Raw genomic sequence first — 21438 nt, 5'->3', positions numbered from 1 at the left:
GTATTTTATTTTATCCAGACTTTCAATTCACTGGCTGCGCTGTAGTTTTCAGAATTACCCGCTATGTCCACCATGTACGCTGACGCTATTTCCGCTCCGCCTACTTCCAGCATGATTTTACGCATGCCTGCTGCCAGATTGCCCTCACCCGTCAGCAGCAGAAAATCACGCGCCGCACTCGGCATGTAAATAGACGCCGTAACCGGGTTATGCATCTGCTGCGTGTTACCGGCTTTGCGCCAGCGAGGAAGTGCGCGGATCTCGTCATCCCCTAATGTCGGGCTGACTTCCATGATGATCTCTGCGCCATACATGATGATGATTTGCTGAGCCAGTGAGCGGGGTTCTGTCTCACTCAGAAGGTAATCAAGGTGCTGCTGAGCATCGCGCCGGCTGCCGGTCGAAAGCGTATGTGATCTGGAGCCGTTTGCGTATTGAAAGTAGAGCTTATAAGCCATGAGGTTTACCAGTGGTCAAATTCATTCGCGCAATCTACACCATTCGTCTAAAATTTTCCTTAGAATTTAAATAATTCTCTTGCATGTCGATCTACGCAAATTACAAACCGCTTAAATTCACCCTCGTCAAAAGTTCCCTCGCAGCCGCGCCCTGAAAAAAGGGTCTACTTGTGAGTAAAGATATTGCCCCGGCTCGCCTGCGCGAGCAGGACGTTATGCAGCGTGCATCGCGCGTTATGGCTTTCACCGTTGACGCTCAGCGCAACGCAGATGGCTCAATGATTTCTGACCGCCACGATATGTCCGTCAGTATTGGCGTGGCAGCTGGCCGTGATCCGATGTTTGAAGGCGTTGACCCGAAGTTTTGCCGTCTGGTAGGCACCGCGTGGGCGTCAAGCATGATCGAGTACAAAGAGCGTAACGGTCATTACCCACCAGCCGATCAGCTGGCGAACGCCAGCCGCGCGCTTGAAAACCTGATGGTTGAATCAGCAGCTGAAAAGCATGAAGGCAACGGCAAAGCGATGTTTGAGTCCGTGGCTGCTGATATGCGCACTTCTGACGGCGTAATGCGTCAGGCGCAGTTTGCCGCGCTGATCCTGCCTGCGGTGCTGGGCGCTGCCACCAGCGATGCATGTACCTTTGTCCCGTGCGAGCGCGACGAAGCGAAGATTTACGAGCTGATGAACGTGGCCGGTACCAGCTTTGGCACCTTCCAGCAGGGCGATGAAATGCATATGCAGTCTGCGGCGGTTTACTCGCAGATGAAACGCCTGTACCTGTTCCCTGCTGCAGCGCAGCCGGACGGCACCAAGAAAACCTTCACCTTCAGCATTAAGGCGATTGAGAACGCGGATATGCCGATCCGTGCTGGCCGCACCAAGCTGCTGATCAACCGTCGTCCGAGTAAAGTCGATGATACTGACGGCAACCTGTTTTTCTCCGACAAAGACGTTAAAGGCAACCAGTTCCAGGCTACCTGTAAAGTCGATTACGACAAAGGCACCATCGTTGTAACCTTTACCGACGCGCCGGCTAAAGGTACTGAGCTGGCCGCGCAGGTCGAGATCAACGTTGAAAAAGCGCCAGGCCTGATCCCGGTTATCAACCAGTCCATGCGTGAGTTCACCATTAAGCCGTCGCAGTTCGTTATTGCGTCCGAGCACACCGTGATGGCCGCGTCCGATCTGAGTCGTGAATTTGGCATCAGCCTGTCGTCCACGCAGTTCACTGCAATGCGTAACTGGCTGAGCCATGAGCAGGACATGATGCGTCTGCGCACTATGGCATTCCACACCGTTTACGGTCGTGAGTTTGACGTAGCGCTGCCGGAAGGCCAGACCTACGAATCATGGGTAACGCTGCTGAAGCACGCTGTTACGCAGCTGAGCACTGACATGGTGAACCGTACCCGTAAGGCGGGCATCCGTGGCGGCTTTGCGGGTGGCGAGGCGGCAAACTTCCTGAAAAGCCTTCCGGCTAACGTGTTCCAGGCCGATCCAAACTTCGTCCAGTCGCCGTACATTCAGCGCATCGGCACCCTGTTTGGCATCTACCCGATCTACGAAGTGCCGACCGCTATCTGCGATCAGTTCGTGGCCAACGGCGTGGCGCTGAGCAAAGAGGACATTCTGTTTTATGGCCGCGGCGAGTCCATCGGTGATGCTGGCCTGATCGCCGGTGACGCCGTTCCGGCAATCCCGTATGTCCATGAAACCAACCCGTCTCTGGTCAACCGCACCACGCTTTGGGGTTCTTCCCTCAACGAGCTGCACCCGCGCAATGGTGAGAACTACTTCGCCAAGCTGACGCTGACCAATGCGAAAGAAGGCGCGTACGACATGCTGACCGGCAAGAAAATTCAGGGTGAAACCGCACCTGAAACTGCCACCACCGGTACTGCCAGCTAATCCCCTTTAACGCCCCCGTTAAGGGGGCATTTCATGGAAATATCACATGAATAAGATTCCTTTTGCAGTAGGCCAGGCGGCTGGCGTCGGCATAAGCGAAGTCAATGCTGACGCAACGACTTCGGTTACATCCGGCGGCGCGTCCGTCTTTGCAGGCCTGGTCATTTCCCGCCGCGGTAAAATCGGCTCCGTGCTGCGCGTTACGGCTGACAATTTTCAGGCGGTGCTGGGCGCGGCGATTCACCCGCGCAGTGGCGCGGCCTTTGAACCTCTGCGCCACGTTGCAACGGCGGTAAATGGCGGCGACGGTTATGTGGTACGCGTGCCAGCGCCGGGAATGAAGATCCCTGCTCTGACCCTGACTGCTGATACCACCATGCAGGAGCTGAGCGTGGTTGCCACCAACTTCGCGCCGGGAACCGACCCGGTTCTGGCGGCTGGCGCTGCGGCCATGATTTACATCGAGGATGGCGACGCCTCTGCAGACCGCACGCTAAGCATGGAGGCGGATAAAACCGCTCCGGGCTTCTACATCCTGACGCTGAAGCAGGTTGATGCGGCTGGCGGTGAAACGCAGCTGGAGTCACACCAGATCTCCTTTAATCCGGACGCCACCAGCGACATGGGATCACCGGCGTTTCTGCCGACCGCGCTGGAAAACGGCTCTACCCGCCTGCGCGCTGTTGTGGCTGACGACGTTGAAACGCAGATGCTGCAGATCACCGAAGGCTTCGATGATATGCAGTTCAGCGGCGGTACCGACGGCGATCTGTCTGCTATCGCAACGGCGGATTACACCAAAGCGCTGACCGTGCTGCGCAAATCAATGTTTACCTGGACCGCAGTGCTGTCACTGGGCTGCTATGACCCCACTATCCTCGCCGCGCTGGTGAAGCTGGCCGAAGATACCCGTACCGATATGTTTTACGACATCCACGGGGCGCAGCTGTCAGCCGCCGCTATTGCCGAAGCGCAGAGCCATAGTTTCGGCGGTTCGCATCAGGCGGCGCGTTACTACTGGCCGTACACCGCACGCGATGCATTTACCGGCACTAACGTCAGCTGGGGGATCTCCTGCGATGCGTTTGTGGCGAAAGCGAAAGGCGTTGCGCTGGTCTCTGACGTCGGCGGCTGGCACTACGCGCCGGCAGGCGTGTCACGCGCCATTATCGGACGCCAGAACATCAAGCCGATTCCAGGCCTGGATGAAATCGACCGCGAAGCCTTTGTGAATGCGCGTATTAACCCGGTCAGCCTGGATAAGAACGGGAATATGTACATTGATGATTCCCTGACCACCTTCGCTAAAAACAACTACCTGCGCCTGCAGCACATCAGTTCACTGATGAATGCGATCGCGCGCAGTTTTTACGACGTGGCGGAAGCGCTTAAGCATGAGCCGGACGGTATCACCTTCAAAGGCCTCACTGATGGCCTGAAAGACGTTCTGGAGCGCTTCGTTGCCGCGGAGGCGCTGGTTAAGCCGCGTGACGCCACGCAGGGTACCGAGCCGTTTGTCATCGCCGTTGTGCAGAAAGATATCGACCTGTGGGAAGCCACCTGGTCTGTCTGCCCTACCGGTTCTTCACGCCGCATCGTCGGTAAGCCAACCCTGCTCCGCTAACAGAGGAAATTATGAACAACATTTTTAACCACAAGTCTAATGGCCTCCTGGGCGCGGCGTTTGCCGCGCCGGCAGCAGAGCCCGCTAAACCGGACTTTATGGCGGAAGGCGTCAATGACGGCAACGCGGCAGAGTCGCGCGTCATTGCGATGTTTGAAGCCGTGGAGCGCCGCGCCGGTGAGGATGCCCGCTCTGTTGCCGCGTCACTGCTGGCGGGCTGGATTGCCGACGGTGAAGCCGACGCTGATAGCTTTGAAGCGCTGGCGCTGGTGCTGGCCGGTCTGGATGGCATTGCAGAGGACGACGATCTGACTGATGACCAGGTGGATCAGTTTAACGACGCGCTGGGCCAGCTGGCCAACGCCGCCGTTGCCCTGGGTGCGGATCAGGATGACGTCACCAGCATGATCGACGACGACGACGACAGCGCCGCTGAGAGCGTTTTCGAGGCGCTTTCCGGCCTGAGCGACGACGACGAAGCCATTGCTGACTACACCGTTGCCGGCGGCAAAGGTGGCGAAGCCATGCTTGAGTCAGCCACGTTCAAAGCCGTGCGCGATGGCGTGGTAACGCTTATCCGTAAGCGTCCGAAAAAGCGCCGCATGACGTCTCTGCAGAAGCAGGCGCTCAAAAAAGCCCGCATGAAGGCGCATAGCTCAATGGCGAATGCGCACCGTAAGAAGTCGATGAAGCTGCGCAAAAAGCGCGGTCTGTAAGGGATAGCCGCCGGTTAACGCCGGCGGCAATGAGGATAGTGCGATGATCTGCGGTGCAATCATGCCGGACGGGGTAAGCCCATTCCTGAAGCTCTACATCACGTCTCAGACGGCGATGGTCGTGGGCTATATCGGGGAAGGGTCGAGCGCCAGTCTCGAATCCATGTGGGAATCCCCTTTTGCCAATGACTCGCTTGGCGGCGTGGCCGGCGCGGTCAGCACGGCAGCGGGCAAGCTGGCGAGCGGCGCGCAGGCGGCAACCGGGAATACCTCAAAGTCGGAATTTAACTCCCTGCTTATCTGGGAAGGCCAGCAGCCGCCAGAGTTCAGCATCGTGGTAGACCTGATGGCCACCGTGAACGCGAAGATCGAAGTAATGGACGCAATCATGGCGCTGCAGCAGATGGCTTCGCCTGAACTGAATGCCGCCCTCCCCGGCGGTCGCCGTCCTCTCCCCGTCATTCTGGATATCGGGCGCCGCCTGAAGATCATGGACGTTGTGATCAAAAGCGTCAGCTACCAGCTGGACGCGCCCCGCACCGCTGAGGGGTATTACACGCACAACACCGTCACGCTGCAGTGCTCCGGCCAGAGCGTCCAGAACCAGTCTGATATTCCATTTATGTTTATCTGAGGAACAATTTATGTCCGGCTTTTCCAACACAAAACCCGACGTGGCATTTCTGAAAAAGCGCTTTAACCAGAACCTTGCCGCCGGTGAAAAACTTATCGGCTCCGAGTACTGGATGACCGTTAAGGGCTACCCGAACCTGTCTATTCTGATCCGCACAACTCAGTTGCCTGAAATGGCGCGCGAGGACGTTGAGGACGTTGCGCCAGGCGGCATGAAGTTTAACCAGCACGGCGTACTGAAAAACTCTGGCGAGTTCCAGATGACCTGCGTTGAAACCATTAAGGGCGACGTCTTTGCAGCCGTCCGCAAGATGGTGCTCAACAAAGAGTATCTGGATCTCACCTTTGCCGCCGCCGCCGAGTCAAACAGCGGCGCTGACGCTGGCCTGACGCGCAACTACCTGCACTGCAAAATCTACTCAGATGCCGTGGACTTTGGCTCTGAGGACACGACTGCAGCCGTCAAGCTGCCGCTGCGCGTAGTGTATAACTGGGCTGAATAATCATGACGCCGGCCGAACTGCTTGAAGCCGTAAAAGCGCGCTTCACGACGCTGCTGGTGGACGAGGCGCCGCTGCTGCAAAGCCTTCTCCGCCAGGCACTGGGCGTCTATCAGGATCGGGCCGGCGTAACCGGTCGCACACGCATTGAAAAAACGGGGGGCGCAAGCCTCCCGTTTCCGTCTGATTACCTCTCGCTGGTAAACGTGAACGATTTCAATGGCGCGCTGGTATACGCCGATCCCTGGGAATCCACCATTGAACTAGAGCTGACTGGCCGCGAAAAATGGCCGCTCACCCTGCTCTACTTTCGCAATATCCGCGACTGCGATTATGACGCGGTGACGCTGCCGCCGGACATTACCGGGCTGATTGAAGATTACCTTGAAGCGCTGATCGCCATTCCCAACGTCGAGCGCCTGCGCCGGCTGCACATCGCCGGAAAGTTTGATGCCTCATTTCTGCCGGATGAAGCCACGCTGCACCAGCGCAAAGCCGACCTGGAAGCGCAGATCTCCGCTAACCGGGCGATCATCCCCGCTATGAGTTCCTGGTAAGGAGACAGCATGAGCTTTTTTGACGGGCTGGCCGGGAACATTAAAGGCCTGGCCTCCAGTACGGCCAAACAGGCTGGCAGCAGCCTGATATCCAACATTCTGGCGCGTGCCTCCTCAAACATGAGCGGCGGCGGCGCGTCTTATGCAGGCCTGCCGCCTGAGCTCTCCAGTGCCAAAGCCATTCTGGAAATGGCGATGCGCATTCGCTACGCGCAGGGCTGGCAGTGGAATATTGAAATAGACGGCTTCTCGCGCGTGGATATGTACGTGAAAGATCTCACCTACAGCGCCAACAACGTTGAGACCGAAAGCAAACTGATTGGCGGCGTGGAGTTCGTGAAGCCCACGCACGTTACGGCGGGCTCCATCACCATGACGCTCCGCGATAACGAGAGCGGCGAGCTGCTGCAGAAATTCAAGGAGAAGCGGGCGCGCATATCCAACGGAGACGGCACCTTTAACCTCCCTCCTGCCTACCTGTTAAACACCCGGATTTACCGGGTGACGCAGGATGGTCAGGCCTCACTGGAAGAGGAAATGAAGGGTTTCATTACCACGGTTGGCGAGATCTCCCGCGCGCGCGATGCCGTGGGCGAGTTTGCCACCTTCCCTGTGACTTTTGTGAAGTACACCAGTGCCGGCGGCGCATTAAACGGATTGGTAAAAGGATTAACCGGGGGAATTACAAACCAGGTTCAATCGTCCGCATCAAACCTCATTAAATTCTGAAGGACACTGCCGTGAATATTCCCCCGCTTCCCCTGGCCTCGCGTCCCGGTACCGAAATTCAGTTTCGCCAGCCGGTCATGAAAGACGCGCTCAAATACAGCACGCCGGATGAAATCGGTGACGAACGCCGCGTCACTGAATACCTCAACCACCTGCAGGAAGGACCGCTAAACGACAGCCGCGACTGGACTGCGCAGGAACGGCGCACCGCGCTCTGGTGGATCATGATTAACAGCCGCGCAGATAACCTTGAGGCGTTTCACTACACCTGCGAACACTGCAAAGAAGTGCATACCTACGACTTTGACCTGTCAGACCTGGCGGAAACCGTCGAGCTGCTGACCATTGAGCCATTTGAGCGCGTGAGCGTGCCGGTCAACGGCGTGGCAACCAACTGGACGTTAAAGCCGCTTACCGGGCGCGGCCAGGAGATGCTGGAGCGCATGCGCGTGAGCCTGCCGGATGCCGACACGCCGGAATATGAGGCGGCGCTGGTGCGCATGCGCATTGCTGAGTTCGCACTCTGTACCGCACTGGATGACGATCCGGAAGATTTTGAAGCTGCCGCAAACCGTCGATTCGACATTATGGAAAACATGGTTCCTGATCTGGAGTTTGCGCCGCTGGTGGCGCATATCCAGCTGATGCAGAGAAACCTGCGTCACGGGCTACGCATGCAAATTACACAGGGTCAGGTACGCCTGCTGCTTCCGCCAACACCATGTGAAAAGGAGGACATGCAGATGAATACCACTCAACTGTTTATTCCCTTTCGCTCTGGATTATTTATTCCGAAATTTTCAACTCAGTGGATGGCTAACCATCATTGACAACCTGACGCTGGTCGCGCGCCAGCCTGTCGGAGATGTGGACAATTTACCATTGTGGCGAGCTATCCAGATGAACAACACGCTTATTGAGCAACTTAAAAGAACACAATACAGGGCTGAACTATGAATCTTCAAAGTCAGGCTCGGATAATAGACGCCATTCAGGACGCCAGCGAAGCTGAATTAAAGCAACTGACACTTATCCGCAAAGCGCTTACTGGAGATTCAAAACCTGATAAAGCCAGCAACAGCAATGGTTCAGGCCTCACAGTCAGACGCTCTGTTACCGGACGCACTCGCGCTTCAGAAGATGCGGATAAGCGCTCTGAAAAAAGCACTAATGTGATTAAAAAAGAGCACAGTAAAAGCGATAAAAAGACACAATCGAAAAAAGAACAAGTAAAAGTCACAGAAGAGGCAAAAAAAAGCACACAAGAACCTCAAAAAAAGCACTCAGGAAATCAAAATAAGTCACAACTAAAGCAGGAAAGCATCACAACAGAAAACCCGCGTAGGGACGCAAGCGGGCGCTTCAAATCGCGTACTGAATCAGGCGATGCATCGGCTGCGCAGCAGGAAAAAAATGCCCGTCGCGCCGAACAGCAGCAGCAGCAGGGCTTCTATCGATCGCTTACCAGCATGATGAAATCTGCTACTGAAGCAAACAGCGATGCCATGTCATCAGGGACAGACATTGCCGGTACCGCCGCAGGGGGGCCGCTCTGGATGATGGGTAAAGGCATGTACGACATTTCCGCCGAAGTCGGTAAAAACGTCGTCTCGCTAAAAAACTTCATGCAGGGAAAAACCGAAGGCAACGCCGCGCTGAAAATAGAACCGCCGGTGACGCACCCGCCAGTTACTGCAGCAGCGAAGCAGCCGCCGGCCGTCGGCAAGCCAAAATCAGCTGATGGCTATAAGAGCGCGCAGCAGGCAAAGGCCGTACAGGTCACGCAGGAGCAGACCAAAATACTCGCCGCCAATGACGATCGTATCATCAGCGGGCTGGACGACGTGCGCGACGAAATTAAAAAGCTCGCGCATGCGTCGGACGGCAAAGATGGCGGGCTGCTGGACTCGCTCATACCCGGCAGGCGTAAACGACGCTCCCGCGGGCGAAAGCGCGGTGCGCTTACTGCCGCTGCAGGGGCGCTTGATACCGCAGGCGATCTGCTGCCGGATGGCAAGAAAAAACCTCATGGGGAAAAACCCCGGCCTGAGCCGAAAAAGAAAAGCCTGCTGACAAAGGCAATGGAAGCCCTGAAAGGCGGCAAAAAAGCAGCAACCGTTGCCGGCGCTGGCGCTGCAGCAGCAACAGCGGCCACCGGCGCAACAGTGCTCGCCAGTACGAAAGCAGCAGGAGAGACCGCCGCAAAGGAAGGGACTAAAGCCGCGACAGACACTGCCGGGAAGGTTGTGGCCAAAGAGGGCATTGCCGTATCTGAGAAAGCCGCTGCCGCCGCCGCTGAGCAAACCGCTGAGAAAGGTGGCCTCAAAGTGGCCGGGAAGGTCGCCGGAGAAACCGCGCTGAAAGCGATCCCGCTGGTGGGTACCGCAATAGGTGCGGGAATGGACGCCTACGAAGGCTTTCATGATACCGACGGCCAGAAAAAGGCGTTTGGCCTGAAAGAGAATCAGGCTGTCAGTGGCAGACAGAAAGGCGAATACACCGCTGCCAACGTGCTGAACATGGGCGGGCTGCTGTCAGGCGGCGCCGGGTTGCTGGCGAAAGGCGCGAGTGCGCTGGGTATGGATGGCGCGGCTAAGGCGCTGACGTTTGACACCGGGGATATCGCTAAAGGACTGGACTCAGGGCTGAGCAAGGTAGGTGACGTGTTCACCTCTTTTTCCACCAGCGCCGTCAGCGCTTATGACAAGCTCACCGGCACCAGCGCTGAGCAGACGAAAGCGATCACGGACGGAACCGAAAAAACCGTTACGGCGATCAACCGGCTGGGCTCACAGCTGCAGGGTGGAACATGGGGTGAGGATGGCGTAGGTGCGCAGGGTAAAAGCACGGCTGACTATGCCGACGTGGCGAAAAACAGCATCGGCGCGGATCTCAATATTGGTGGCGCAAACGCGAAAACCCGATCTTTCCGCAATAACAATTTTGGCAACCTGAATTTTGTCGGGCAGGAGGGCGCAAGTCTGGAGGCGAAGAACGCCAAAGGCGAGGCGCGCTTTGCGAAATTCAACACGCCGGAGGAAGGTTTCAGGGCGCTGGCCAACCAGCTCACCAGCTATTCCGAAGGTACCTCTAAAGCTGCCGGTTATAAGAAGCTCAATACCGTTGAGGACATTATCAAGCTGTATGCCCCGCAGAGTGAAAATGACACGTCGAACTACGTCGATTCACTCTCTAAAAAGCTGGGCGTGAAAAGCAATCAGCAGCTTGACCTCAAAGATCCCAAAGTCATGACGCAGATGATGCGCGGTATCGCCACCATAGAGGGCGGCAACCCGCAGGTGACGAATGACTTCATGATGAATGCCATTGGCCACAACGAAAACGGCAAGTGGGTAGGGGGCAAATTCAGTGATGAATCCCTGAAGTCGGTAAACGAAGCGCGGAGAAAGCAGGGGCTGGCACCCGTTGCCGCCGATTCGCTTTATTCGGCCGGCGACAAGGTAAAAGTAACGCCTGGTGCAGTGGCACCCGCTGCCGCACCGGTCCAGGCGGCACCTGCCGTCGTAGTAAATGCGCCTGCTGCACCAACCGGCTCACAGGTTGCAGCAGCCACCGCGAAATCTGACAAAGACAAACCTGCCACGGGCTTAACCGACAAAATCAAACAGGGTGCGTCGTCCGCCTGGGGCGGCGTGAAAGGCCTCAACCAATGGGCTGACGGCAAGTTACAGGGCGCAGCAGAATCACTGGGCGTGGAAGGGCTGTCCCGTAACCGTCCAACCAGCGGGCTTTCGCTGCCTGCCGGCGATTCGCTCCCGGCTGGCTTGCAGATGGCGGCGCTTTCACCGGGCCAGATTGCTACCCGCTCACGTCCTGTCGCTACGTCAGGCGCATCGTTTGGCCGCGCCCGCGTCCGTCCGAACTCTGCCACGTCTGGCAGTGTTGTTAATGCGGCGAAAGAGCAGGTCATCAACAGGGCTATGGAGGCTGATAGCGCGCCAGCGCAGTCTGCAGCAGAAGCCGGATTTTTTGATCGCATGATGGGTGGTGCGATGGACGGCGTGAAAGCCGTTGGCTCTGCCGTCATGCCTGCCCTGGGCGACACTTTCAGCCAGACGCTGGGGGGCTTCAGCGGTAACGACATGATAAGCGGCGTGCTGGGTCAGGCGGGCATATCCGATCCGGGGATTTTCAGGGCCGTGTCACCGCTCACCAGCAAAGCGGGCGGTTTTCTGGACAGCGGCATAGAGTCGCTGGCCAGCGCCGGCCAGTCATTTTTTGCAGGCGGCAGCGCATCCCTGGCACGTTCCGCACCGCAGCAGCCGCTGCTGAGTCACCCGGCACAAATCCCGAACGTCACTGATTTAGGCGCCAGCGGGATGCGTCCGATGATGAAGGGCGACAGCGCCGGTCAGGATTCGGACATGCTCAAAGAGCTGAAAGCCATGCGCACGCAGCTGGAGGCGCTGCTGGGCGTCACCAAGAAAAAAGGCGAAGAAGCACCGGACAAAGTGGTGAATACCGCGCAGCCGGCGCCGCGCCAGTCGTCGTCGCTGAGCATCAGCGATCCGGCGCTCAACGAATTACTGAGGGACTAACGCATGCAAAACGAAATTGACTGCCTGATGCGCGTGGATCAGGGCGGCGTCGTGCTGAAAGAGGGTGATTCTCAGGCGTGGCTTGCCCGCCTTGAGGAGTGGCTGAGAACCCCGCAGGGCAGCGTCTATGGCCTGCCTGGCTGGGGTAACACCATGCAGGACTACAAACATGAGCCTGTCGGATCTGAGACCGGCCATTTAACCGAAGTCGCCATAGAAGCGGCGCTGCTGCGCAAGCTGCGTATTGATCTGCCGGCGCTGGGGTTGCGCGCTATCCGCTGCGCCCCGGAGAACGTTGATACCTGGCAAATCACATTCGTCACATCAAACGGCGCGCTGGCCGTGTCCATGAATAAAAGTTAACCGGGGAATATTGTGAACATTCAGGCATTACAGGACAAATTTAACGGGCTGCTGCAGAGCAACAGCTGGTGGAGAAAGTTTACTAACAGCCAGTTCATTCAGATGATGGCCGTGTTTGGCGCGCAGATCATTTATGCCGCGCAGAGCACCGCCGAACGCGGGCTGACTGAGGGTTTTATCTCTACTGCAACGAAGCGATCGAGCATTCTGGCCGCAGCCGAAGATCGTAACTACATTGGCCACTTAATCACGCCGTCCTGGGGCAGCGTGAAGATCACCAATAAAACGGATCAGGACATTCAGCTACCGATTTACGCAGAGTTTCTGTCGCTGGCGCAGCTGCCCTACGTCACAACCGACGTGATTTATATCCCCGCAGGTAAAAGCGTGACTGTGAATGACGTACGCCAGATGGAGTACGTCAACGTGTCCACCACAATTGAGGCTGAGTCGGCGTTTTATACGGTTATGCTGCCGCGCGACATTACCGAGGAGGCCGTTTCACTCGACGTTTTTGTAACGGAAAACGAGAACAAAACCCTGTGGGAAAATAACCCGCTGTTTCGCCTGTCGCGCGGCACCAGTAAGCATTACGTGATGGTCTATAAGCCTTCGGAGCAGCTGGGCGTGCGCTTTGGCGATGGCGCAATTGGTAAAATGCCGGAAACGGGCAGCAAGGTCGATCTGGACGTGTGGTGCAGCCGGGGTGACACCACGCTGACGCAGGGCCAGAAGCTGACGCCGGCGGGCAACATTGCCGATATGAGCAGCAAAATCGAAGTAGTGACTATGACGCCGATCACCGGTGGCAGCGGTTTTGAATCAACCGAGGAGACCCGCAACCGGGCGCAGTACTACGTTGCCTATGATGAACAGGTTGTGTGGGGCGGCGATTACAAATACTTCCTGAATCGCAAAGTGCCGGGTATGTCGTGGATCAGCGCCTGGGGCGAAAAGGAGCAGGAGCAGTCAACCGGCGTTAAATCACTCTCCAACATCAACACAATTTTCTTTTGCGGCCACAAGCCGGGGTATACGCAGGCAGAGCTCGAAGAACTGCTTATGACCGCCGTTCTGTCTGTACCCAATGAGCTAAATAAAACCTTCCGCTACGTGCGCACGCAGGAGGAGCCGTTTACGGTAAGCGTCAGCGCCGTGGCGAAGAAGAACGTCATTATCTCCGATGCGAAAGACGAGGTGCAGAAACTGCTGGAGGCACAATTCGGGCGCGATGCGACTACCTTTGGCGACAGCTATCAGAGTGACGTTGCCGCCGGCAAACAATTTGCGCAGGTGCAGGTAAAAGACCTGTGGCGCGTCATTGAGGAGCTTGATCTGTTTATCTCCTACGACGTGCAGACGCACGATCTGAAAACCGCCGTCCAGCTGAATGACTTTATCTATCTCGACGTTGCTAATTCCACCTTTGACATCAATTATCTCTGAGGCCAAGCCATGATCAGAAACTGGGTAAAAGACCGGCTCACAAAAGAGAAAAGCACGTCAGAGCTGTGGTCGGGCTTCGCAAATATCCTGCAGTCAGTATTTGAGCAGGCGGTAGAACCGACGCTTGAGCGCATCACCAATCGCAAAAGCTATTTCACGATGAACAAAGACGATCTGACGCTGCGCATGAGCGAGTATGGCCGCTTTTTTGTCGTGGCGGAAACCACGGACACCAGCAGGCCGGTACTGCTGGCGCAGCGCCTGGATGAAGTGCATTTTAAGGGGACCGATAAGCCGATCACGTCAACGTTCTGGCGCGAGTTCGATAACCTGCCCGTGACCTGGCAACCGCTCTATGCGCCGGTGGATCAGGAGAAAGCACCTTACGGCTCATTCTTCACCACAAAAGAGGGCGTGGAGGTCGCGCAGGAGCAATATGGCGAGTTCTTTCTGACGTCTCGCGCCCAAATTTCGGTGGCGCTTAACGAATTGTACGAGCGCTATGGCTACGTGGAACAGACGGAGGCGGTTAACAAACTGCTGAGCCAGTTTGACCAGATCATTGAGCCGCTGCTGCCGCTGCATATTGTGTTTGACGGCGTGGCACTGTTTATCTCGTTTGAGCTTACCGCTGATTCAGAGCGCGTGCGGCTGATTAGTGCCGGTATCGACTACCGGGCCAAAATGTCCTACGCCGATCTACAATCGGAAATAAAGACGCTGCACATGACGTCACAGCAGCTGCATGTCATGTCTCCTGAGCCCGTCAGAGAAGCGCGCTACGTTAAGCGCTATGACGCGCTACCTGCTGATGCCTGGTGGAACGACTACCAGAACAAACCGGACGCCGCTCCGGCGCCGGTTGTTATTGCCAGCGCCGGCGATGACAGCCGCGCCCGGTTATTTACGGAGGAAGGCGTGGAGTACATCGCTATCCTGAAGGGTGACTATCAGGGCATTACGGTCACGCGTGACGACGGCAGCAGTAAAACAATGGCGTTTCCCTTCGATGGGACGCCGGAGTTTACTCTGGCGCTACCCACGGACGGCAGCGGCACCAGCACGGTTACAATGCTTTTTTACGAGCAATTTGTCTCATAGTTGACCTGCGGATTTTACAAACTCCTTACCCTCTGGCCTCTTAACTCTGAGAGGCTTTTTTATGGCTGATACCATCTCCGTCAGCAGCAAGCTGTTTAAGGCGAAGCTGCTGGACTACTACTACATCCGTCGCGCTGAATCATCCATCGGCAAGGGAAACCGCTTCCAAATGGCGAAAGCCTACTGGGGCAAGTCTGCGCTGGTCACCAGTAATGCTGCCGGCGGCTGGAACATTGCAGATATTCCCTCCACCTTCAGCAATGCCAACCTGTCCGGCAAGTTTACTGAGACGCCGCTGATCCTCACCAGCTCCGGCGCGGAAATCTCTGTCTCTATTCAGCTTAACGAGTCAGCGCTGGCCGCTGATAAAGCCTATGACCTTAATACGCTGACGCTGGTGGATGGAGACGGCAACGCCTTTGCCGTGCTCTGTCTGCAGCAGGACACGGTATTTCGCGGCAAGGCCTATAACCTGCTGGTTACCATTGAACAGAAAACGGCGTAACGCACATGACTGATAACGAAATTACCGACGTAGGCGTTATGTCCGGCATTCCGTATGGTACCGCGCCGCTGTCAGCTGATATGCAGTATCTGGAGACCTACACCAGTTCCGCGCTTAACCGGAAATTAAAAGGGATCGTGCGTCCCGGCTTCTACCTGGGTTTTTCCCCGGTAGCCGGTACCGGGCTAAGCGTCGTTGTCACTTCAAAGGGCGCTGACGGCGGGCAGGGTTCGGCTTCTATTGACGTTAACGCTCACCAGGTAACGGTGCAGCACCTGGCCGATCTGTCGCTGCCGGTAGTGGCGGGCAAGACCACGCGCATTGTGCTGGAGGCGAACTACAAAGTTGGCGTGGTGACAGAGCAGGTTAACCGCGATTCCGCCGTTAAGGCCGCGCGCGTCTTTGCGCAGGATCTGTCGGTTGCGCTGGCACCGAACCAGCTGGAGCTTTGCCGCGTGCTTGTGCCAACCGGCACCACGCAGGTGACGCAGGCGATGATCGTCACGAACTACCGCATCAACCGGCAGGTAGGTATTACGCTGGACTCCATACTCACCAGCGATGATGAACTGATTGCAGCTAACCTGAAGGGGCTGAAAATCCTGAAGGGCATGATCGATAATAACATGGTCATCGCTAACAATGGTTCAGACATCGAGGATAAGGCGCTCTTTCGTCAGAACATTGAGCTCGACCAGGTAACCAATGACAAGCAGCTGAAGGCCTCTGAAAACCTGGGAGATCTGCCAAACGTTCCGGAAGCCCGCAAGCATCTTGGGCTCGGTACCGCCGCGCTGGCGAACGTCCAGGAAACCTCGATTGATATGACGGCCGGCGCTCTGATGGCCGTAGGGGCGTTTGGCCTGGGCGGAACGTCTGCTGTATTAAACAGCAAAATTACGTCGCTGGCTGACGTGACTGTAACCGGAAAGAACGCCTTCTGGACGCTGAGCGGCAGCTTTACAGACGGTCCGGTTGAGCTTGGTAAAGCGCCACTGGCACTGAGCGGCCAGCTAATCAACGTTCGCCGTTTGTATGATGCCGGCGCGTCGCTGGTGCAGCTGCTGGTCGCGCAAAACGGCACGGTGTATATCCGCACCGCGGGCGGTGGTAATGGCTCCTGGGCATGGCATGGCCTGAGCAGTGGCGCTGATGCAAACGGCTGGCGTAAACAGATGGACACGGCCAGTATGACGCTGACCGATCTGCTGAACCTGGGCGCTGCGAGAGCGGGCTGGAACAACGACATTACCAGCCTGAACAGCCTGACCGATATCAATACACCGAAAGTGAAATTCGCAAAGAATCTGGAGGTTAATTCACAGATTCAGGCCGGGTTCCGTATTGGCGTGATCCGCTCTGAGCCGTCAACGCCTGTCATGACGTTTGTGCGCACCGATCAGCCGGAAGATACGCCGACGGCGTATGACACCGACGTGATGAACATCTTCGGGCGGCTGGCGTCCACGACGACCGATACCTGGGGCGGCAGAGTGCTCGGCAGTATTACTATCACGAACATGACACACGGCGGCGGGCAGCTTGCGCTCGATGCGCGCGCGCGCTCTGGCGCGACCACAGCGCGCTTTGCCCTCAACAGTGGCGACGGTACCGCCACGCTGCAGGGGTCCGGCGGACTTTCATTAGTCGGCGGCGGCGGTCTGCGTTCTGATGGGGCAGGCCTCTTTTCAGCTGATCAGGTTGCGCTGCAGCTGAAGCCCTCAACCAAAGATAAAGCCTATTATCTTCGCGGACGGAAGTCAGACGACACGCTGCACTGGTATTTAGGCCAGTCAGTCGATAACACCGATACCGTGACCTGGGGCAATTCGATACCCAATACATGGATCAGCCTCTCTGCCGACGGCACGGGCGATATCAACGTCTCGACAATGAAGTTTCGCGGCGGAGCTTCAGTCGCCGGTAGCCTGACTGTTGCGGCCGGCGCTGACTTTACCGGGCCGGTGACCGTCCTGGCGAAAGGCTCAACTGCCATTGGCGATCTTACCGGTGCGGCGATGGTGGTGAACGGCAGTAATGGTGACGGCAGCCAAGGCATCACCGTTAACAGCTTTTCGCCTGCGCTGGCGCTCATTGATCGCACTACAAATAACCCGTCATATCGCTGGCGAACCTACGGCACTAACCTGCTGCTGGAAGCAGATAACCGGGATAACGGGAAAACGTGGAGTAAGTATTGTGCTGCTTTTGGTTCCAGAGGCCAGCTTTCTGTCGGCCTGGGGGCTGGCGCGTCCGCTTCCCGGCTGCTGACGCTGGGTAACGGTCTCGCCGGCAATGGCAACCTGACTGGCACGACGCAGCTGGTGGCTATGGCGTATGCGAATATTGGCGCAGACGCGACAGAGCGCGCGCTGGGCTTTGGCGCTGAGTTAACGTTTGGCGATGGGAAAACAGCGCATACTTTGAATGACGCGGTGGAGTTTTGGGCGAACTCCGGCACCGTCAACAGCACCACGAAGATCAGCAATTTTTCCTCGTTCCGCGCCTACGATAAAACTAGCGAGAACATTCTGTCAGCTGCCGCTTTTGACGGGCGTCTGAATGCGCGCCCCGGCGTGAACCGATGGAACCTGTACCTGCAGGGAACCGCGCCAAACTATTTGCGTGGCCAGACAATCATCGGCAGCACAGACACCAGCCTTCCGGATAGCGATATCGGTCTTGTGGTACGCAGCAGCGCACTTTTTACAGGGCCGGTTCAGTTCAGCAGTGAGCTAACAGTCAAAGCGCCAGGAATAACGTCATTGCTCAATTTCGGGTGTGCAGCGAATGATGTTTATATGGGGAATGCGACTACCAAAAAGTTTCTCCGGTTAGTAAACGATGGTTCTTTGCAGTATGACAATCAGCGCGTTTATCACGAAGGATATAAACCCACGTTAGAAGCGCTGAACCTTCCTGCTGGCATACCTTTCCCGTGGCCATCTGATGAAATCCCCTACGGCTGGCTACTCTGCAATGGCGCAAAATTCAGTGCGTCAGATTATCCAGAACTGGCAAGAGCCTACCCGAACCTGACACTACCTGATTTGCGCGGCGAATTTATCCGTGGTGCGGATAACGGGCGTGGCGTGGACAACGGACGTCAGGTTATGAGCTGGCAGGCCGCAACACTTGTTGAAAACTGGGGACTGGCAAAGCGAACCGATGGTAACTACACCCTTGTCACGCGTCCAGAATCAACAGTCCAGAATACAGGTTATTCCAACTACTACACACAGGACTATGACGCCAGAGAATCGATGGCCTCAACGTCTGCGCATTATCCAGGAATCACGCTTACGCCTACAGGACTGGGTGCGGGTACGGGCTTCAGGGTGAGGCCGCGAAACATAGCATTTAACTACATTGTGAGAGCTGCTTAATGAAGAAGGTTACGTTTAAAAACGGGCTCGCCACAGCGGATGGCGTGGTGACTGCCTATAATGCGCACCCGTCTACCGGGCTGTTTGCGGGCTCGACAACAGAGAAGGTAACAAAAGGCGTTGGCCTGCCCGCCTTCTGCACTATTCAGGCTCCGCCAGCCATCCTTCCGGACGAGCTGAAGATCGCCCGCTTCAGCGGCGATGGCTGGGAAATCATTGACGATTTTCGTGGCCTGAAGGCTTATCAGAAGAGTACCCGTTATGTCCTGGAAGTTACCGAAGTCGGCCCGCTTGATGATTCCATGACGCTTGAGGCACCGGCGACAGAGCACGATGTATGGTCTGGCAGCGCCTGGGTAACTGACAGCGTTGCGGCAGAATCTGCAGCACGCGAGGCGGCTGAAAAGCTGCGTGCTGATAAGCTGGCAGAGGTACACAGCGCGACGCAGTTATGGCAGACGCAGCTACTGCTGAACATGATCAGCGACGCAAGCAAAGCGAAATTGATTGAGTGGATGGCCTACGCCGAACTGCTGCAGAATATCGACATATCAGCCGGAGCTGCCGTAGCCTGGCCGGACAAGCCCTCAGTTTGATAGCCGAATTACACGTCACACCTAAAAACAGCGCCTCCGGGCGCTGTTTTTCTTTACCTCTCTAAATTACAGACTGCTTACCCTCTCGCCACCTGATAACCAGGTACCAAAGGGGGGTATGTGACCGATGTAGAAAAAATGCTCGCGGTTTCGCTTCTCCTGTCCCTGCTGAGTGGCACAGGCGTTTTCCTGCTGGGAGTGCGCGAATACCGGATCAAACCGAACGTATTCAACTTTGTCACTGAGCTGGTGCTGGCGCTAATTACCGGCCTCACGGCCTACTTTTTTGCGCGGCAGCAGGGACTGGATGAAATCGTGATTTATCTCGCCGTATTAGTGGCGAGCAACAACTGGCGTGAACTTTCAACTGTATTCAAAGAACGACTCATTGCGGCAATAAACGGCGTGCTTGGGTCAAAAGGAGGCTCCGGCCAATGATTGATTATCAGAACCTGTTTATTGCTGCGATGGCTGCAGCAATGGTGACGGATCGCTGCGTATTTGCCCGTAAAAAGGTGGAGTTGCTGGGGTGCGGTACCGCCGTTGCGCGTGATAACGCGCTGGCGTTTCCGGTCCGGCTTAACATTGCCTGCGCCGGCAAGCTGGCGGGCGCAAAAATTGAGTACTGGCTGCGCGACAGCAACGATCCGACGGTGGTTATTTCCGGCAAGCAGCGCACGCTCGACCTCTCGCCCAAAGGCGTGAGCGAGGAGTTTCTGCTGATCGACACGCGTTACCTTGAACCGGGTGAATGGCTGCTTACCGTGCGCGTGACGCACGGCAACAGCCGCCTGAATCCGCTTTACCGGATCTTCCCGCTGCAGGACACCATTTCCAGAAAGTACCAGCTGAGCAAGTCAGAGCAGGGGGTATTCAGTGTCGAATCCTAAAGGTTACGTGCTGCTGAATTTTGACGAACTCAACGATAAGGGCCTGGCGAAGCTGAAGAAGGCGATCGCCACCGGCGGCTATGAGATTGCCAAAGTCACCGCCGCCGGCACCGCACGCAGGAAAGACGGCGTACCGACCAAAACTTTCAGCCTCACTGGCATGGACGAGCAGGTTATGACCGTGCAGGTCAACGACAGCGGCGACATTTCCGGCCTGAAGCTGAACGGGAAAAACGTGCCGTTTACCCACGTCACCACGATCCCTGAGCTCGGGCGCCAGCTGGCCACGCTATTCAGCAAAGGCTCAACGGCTTTTCAGAAAGCCCTGGCGCGCAGGATGGCGCGCGCTGCTGCCACCAGCGATGACACGGCGCAGCCCAAACGCGGCGTGAAATCCTCGGTGCAGCTGCTGGCCGAAGTGCGCCAGCAGCGTGACGCCTATAAGTCAGGCATAGCGGAAACCAAAGCAAAGGTGGAGCAGCTGACGCGCAGCGCGGACGACGCGCAGAAAAGTGCGGACAGCCTGCAGACTGAGCTAAATCAGGAGCAGGCACTGACGCGGCAGCTTAAAGAGCAGATCGCCCAACTGGAGGAGGCAGCGTAATGAGTGAGATCCTTAAAAACCGTATGGTGCTGGACTTCCAGCGCCGCACGCAGGGCGCAGAGCTGGCGCAGGCGGTGTATGACGGCCTGATGACCGGCAGCAGCGCGGATATGATGCTGGAAAGCGCCACTATCGACGATATCGATCACGCCTACCTGGGTGAACAAAGCGTGTTACCGGGCGCGATGTTTGAGGCGATCAGCACGGAGCGTATGCGCCTGGCGCAGACCATGCGCGCATTTGTGAAGGCGCTGAACCGTGGCCTGAACGGCACCGACATTACCGCCGGGACCGACGACGCCGGCGCAGACACGACCGGGCAGAAAACCGTGGGCGGCGCGGTGATCGGCAAAGTGCGCCGCGTGGCCAGCATTCCGGTTCTGAGCGCGCTTATCCCGTTATCCGACGGGCAAACCGTGTCGCTGGTGTTCCACTCACCGACCGCGGACAACGGCAAGATCCGTAACCAGGACACGCTGGTAGCCTTCCAGTTCCTGACCAACAAGCGCGACGTGACGCACATCGTTGCGCCGATTGGCGGGCGTGACGTGTCGCTGCAGCAGGTGACGCAGGCGCTTTCCAACCTGATCGAGAAGAACAGCGGCAAATTTACGAAGCAGAAGGACGCACAGGCGAAGCTGCGCGCGGAAGTGGAAACCACGCAGGCTGAGACCGATCAGCTGGCAGAGCAGCAGTCAGCGCTGCTGGAGCAGGTGGACACTCAGACCGCACGCGCGCAGCAGATGCAGGGCAATGAGCAGACGCTGCGCGGCAAACTCGCCAGCCAGAAACAGCTGAATGCCGACCTTACCGGGCAGCTGGCCGCGCTGCAGCAGGCAAAAGCCAGCGAGCCGGAAAACA

19 protein-coding genes and 1 pseudogene are annotated in these 21438 nt (G+C 56.9%); 19 read left to right on the top strand and 1 reads right to left on the bottom strand.

What is annotated here, in order from left to right:
* Positions 1–5 precede the first annotated feature (5 nt).
* The gene (locus C1Y41_RS18745) at positions 6–458 is read right to left on the bottom strand and encodes a hypothetical protein (protein ID WP_104086082.1); all 453 of its coding nucleotides are present in this window, start codon (positions 456–458) and stop codon (positions 6–8) included.
* A gap of 170 nt (positions 459–628) precedes the next feature.
* Between C1Y41_RS18745 and C1Y41_RS18740 the strand changes: the two genes are divergently transcribed.
* The 19 genes and pseudogenes from C1Y41_RS18740 to C1Y41_RS18650 all read left to right on the top strand — a co-directional run.
* On the top strand, positions 629–2368 hold the full coding sequence (locus C1Y41_RS18740; protein WP_104086081.1) for a capsid protein: 1740 nt from the start codon (positions 629–631) through the stop codon (positions 2366–2368).
* Positions 2369–2414: 46 nt separating this feature from the next.
* Positions 2415–3992, top strand: a complete 1578-nt coding sequence (locus tag C1Y41_RS18735; RefSeq protein ID WP_104086080.1) for a phage tail protein — start codon at positions 2415–2417, stop codon at positions 3990–3992.
* 11 nt (positions 3993–4003) lie between these two features.
* A complete protein-coding gene (locus C1Y41_RS18730; protein WP_104086079.1) occupies positions 4004–4708 on the top strand; it encodes a hypothetical protein in 705 nt (234 codons plus the stop codon).
* A gap of 43 nt (positions 4709–4751) precedes the next feature.
* A complete protein-coding gene (locus C1Y41_RS18725; RefSeq protein WP_104086078.1) occupies positions 4752–5342 on the top strand; it encodes a hypothetical protein in 591 nt (196 codons plus the stop codon).
* 10 nt (positions 5343–5352) lie between these two features.
* A complete protein-coding gene (locus tag C1Y41_RS18720) occupies positions 5353–5844 on the top strand; it encodes a baseplate protein (protein ID WP_104086077.1) in 492 nt (163 codons plus the stop codon).
* Positions 5845–5846: 2 nt separating this feature from the next.
* Positions 5847–6398 (top strand): hypothetical protein, encoded by a 552-nt coding sequence (locus tag C1Y41_RS18715; protein WP_104086076.1) that lies wholly within the window; start codon positions 5847–5849, stop codon positions 6396–6398.
* A gap of 9 nt (positions 6399–6407) precedes the next feature.
* Positions 6408–7127 carry a phage tail protein gene (locus C1Y41_RS18710; RefSeq protein ID WP_104086075.1) on the top strand — a complete coding sequence of 240 codons (720 nt, stop codon included), beginning with the start codon at positions 6408–6410 and terminating at the stop codon, positions 7125–7127.
* 11 nt (positions 7128–7138) lie between these two features.
* Complete coding sequence (locus C1Y41_RS18705; protein ID WP_104086074.1) at positions 7139–7957, top strand: hypothetical protein; 819 nt, start codon at positions 7139–7141, stop codon at positions 7955–7957.
* 675 nt (positions 7958–8632) lie between these two features.
* Positions 8633–11686: a hypothetical protein gene (locus C1Y41_RS18700; RefSeq protein WP_158249876.1), complete on the top strand. Its 3054-nt coding sequence runs from the start codon at positions 8633–8635 to the stop codon at positions 11684–11686.
* A 3-nt stretch (positions 11687–11689) separates the two neighbouring features.
* Complete coding sequence (locus C1Y41_RS18695) at positions 11690–12049, top strand: hypothetical protein (RefSeq protein WP_104086072.1); 360 nt, start codon at positions 11690–11692, stop codon at positions 12047–12049.
* A 12-nt stretch (positions 12050–12061) separates the two neighbouring features.
* Positions 12062–13495, top strand: a complete 1434-nt coding sequence (locus C1Y41_RS18690; protein WP_104086071.1) for a baseplate protein — start codon at positions 12062–12064, stop codon at positions 13493–13495.
* 9 nt (positions 13496–13504) lie between these two features.
* The gene (locus C1Y41_RS18685) at positions 13505–14596 is read left to right on the top strand and encodes a phage tail protein (RefSeq protein WP_104086070.1); all 1092 of its coding nucleotides are present in this window, start codon (positions 13505–13507) and stop codon (positions 14594–14596) included.
* A gap of 61 nt (positions 14597–14657) precedes the next feature.
* The gene (locus tag C1Y41_RS18680) at positions 14658–15101 is read left to right on the top strand and encodes a phage tail protein (protein WP_104086069.1); all 444 of its coding nucleotides are present in this window, start codon (positions 14658–14660) and stop codon (positions 15099–15101) included.
* 5 nt (positions 15102–15106) lie between these two features.
* Positions 15107–18487 (top strand): phage tail protein, encoded by a 3381-nt coding sequence (locus C1Y41_RS20305; protein ID WP_233207464.1) that lies wholly within the window; start codon positions 15107–15109, stop codon positions 18485–18487.
* Complete coding sequence (locus C1Y41_RS18670; protein WP_104086068.1) at positions 18487–19083, top strand: tail fiber assembly protein; 597 nt, start codon at positions 18487–18489, stop codon at positions 19081–19083. Before C1Y41_RS20305 ends, C1Y41_RS18670 begins: the two co-directional genes overlap by 1 nt.
* A 120-nt stretch (positions 19084–19203) precedes the next feature.
* A complete protein-coding gene (locus tag C1Y41_RS18665; protein ID WP_052246523.1) occupies positions 19204–19521 on the top strand; it encodes a hypothetical protein in 318 nt (105 codons plus the stop codon).
* Complete coding sequence (locus C1Y41_RS18660; RefSeq protein WP_104086067.1) at positions 19518–19973, top strand: lysis protein; 456 nt, start codon at positions 19518–19520, stop codon at positions 19971–19973. The genes C1Y41_RS18665 and C1Y41_RS18660 overlap by 4 nt, the downstream gene beginning before the upstream one ends.
* Positions 19960–20577, top strand: coding sequence for a hypothetical protein (locus C1Y41_RS18655; protein ID WP_104086066.1), 618 nt, complete (start codon positions 19960–19962; stop codon positions 20575–20577). The genes C1Y41_RS18660 and C1Y41_RS18655 overlap by 14 nt, the downstream gene beginning before the upstream one ends.
* Positions 20577–21438, top strand: a pseudogene (locus C1Y41_RS18650) (hypothetical protein); the annotation flags it as partial. The gene C1Y41_RS18655 and the pseudogene C1Y41_RS18650, both read left to right, overlap by 1 nt.

Origin of the sequence: Pantoea sp. ICBG 1758, from assembly GCF_002928325.1 — a bacterium.
GTDB lineage: Bacteria > Pseudomonadota > Gammaproteobacteria > Enterobacterales > Enterobacteriaceae > Pantoea > Pantoea eucrina.
Note: the sequence above shows the minus strand (reverse complement) of the source record. Positions and strands in the feature narration are given on the sequence as shown.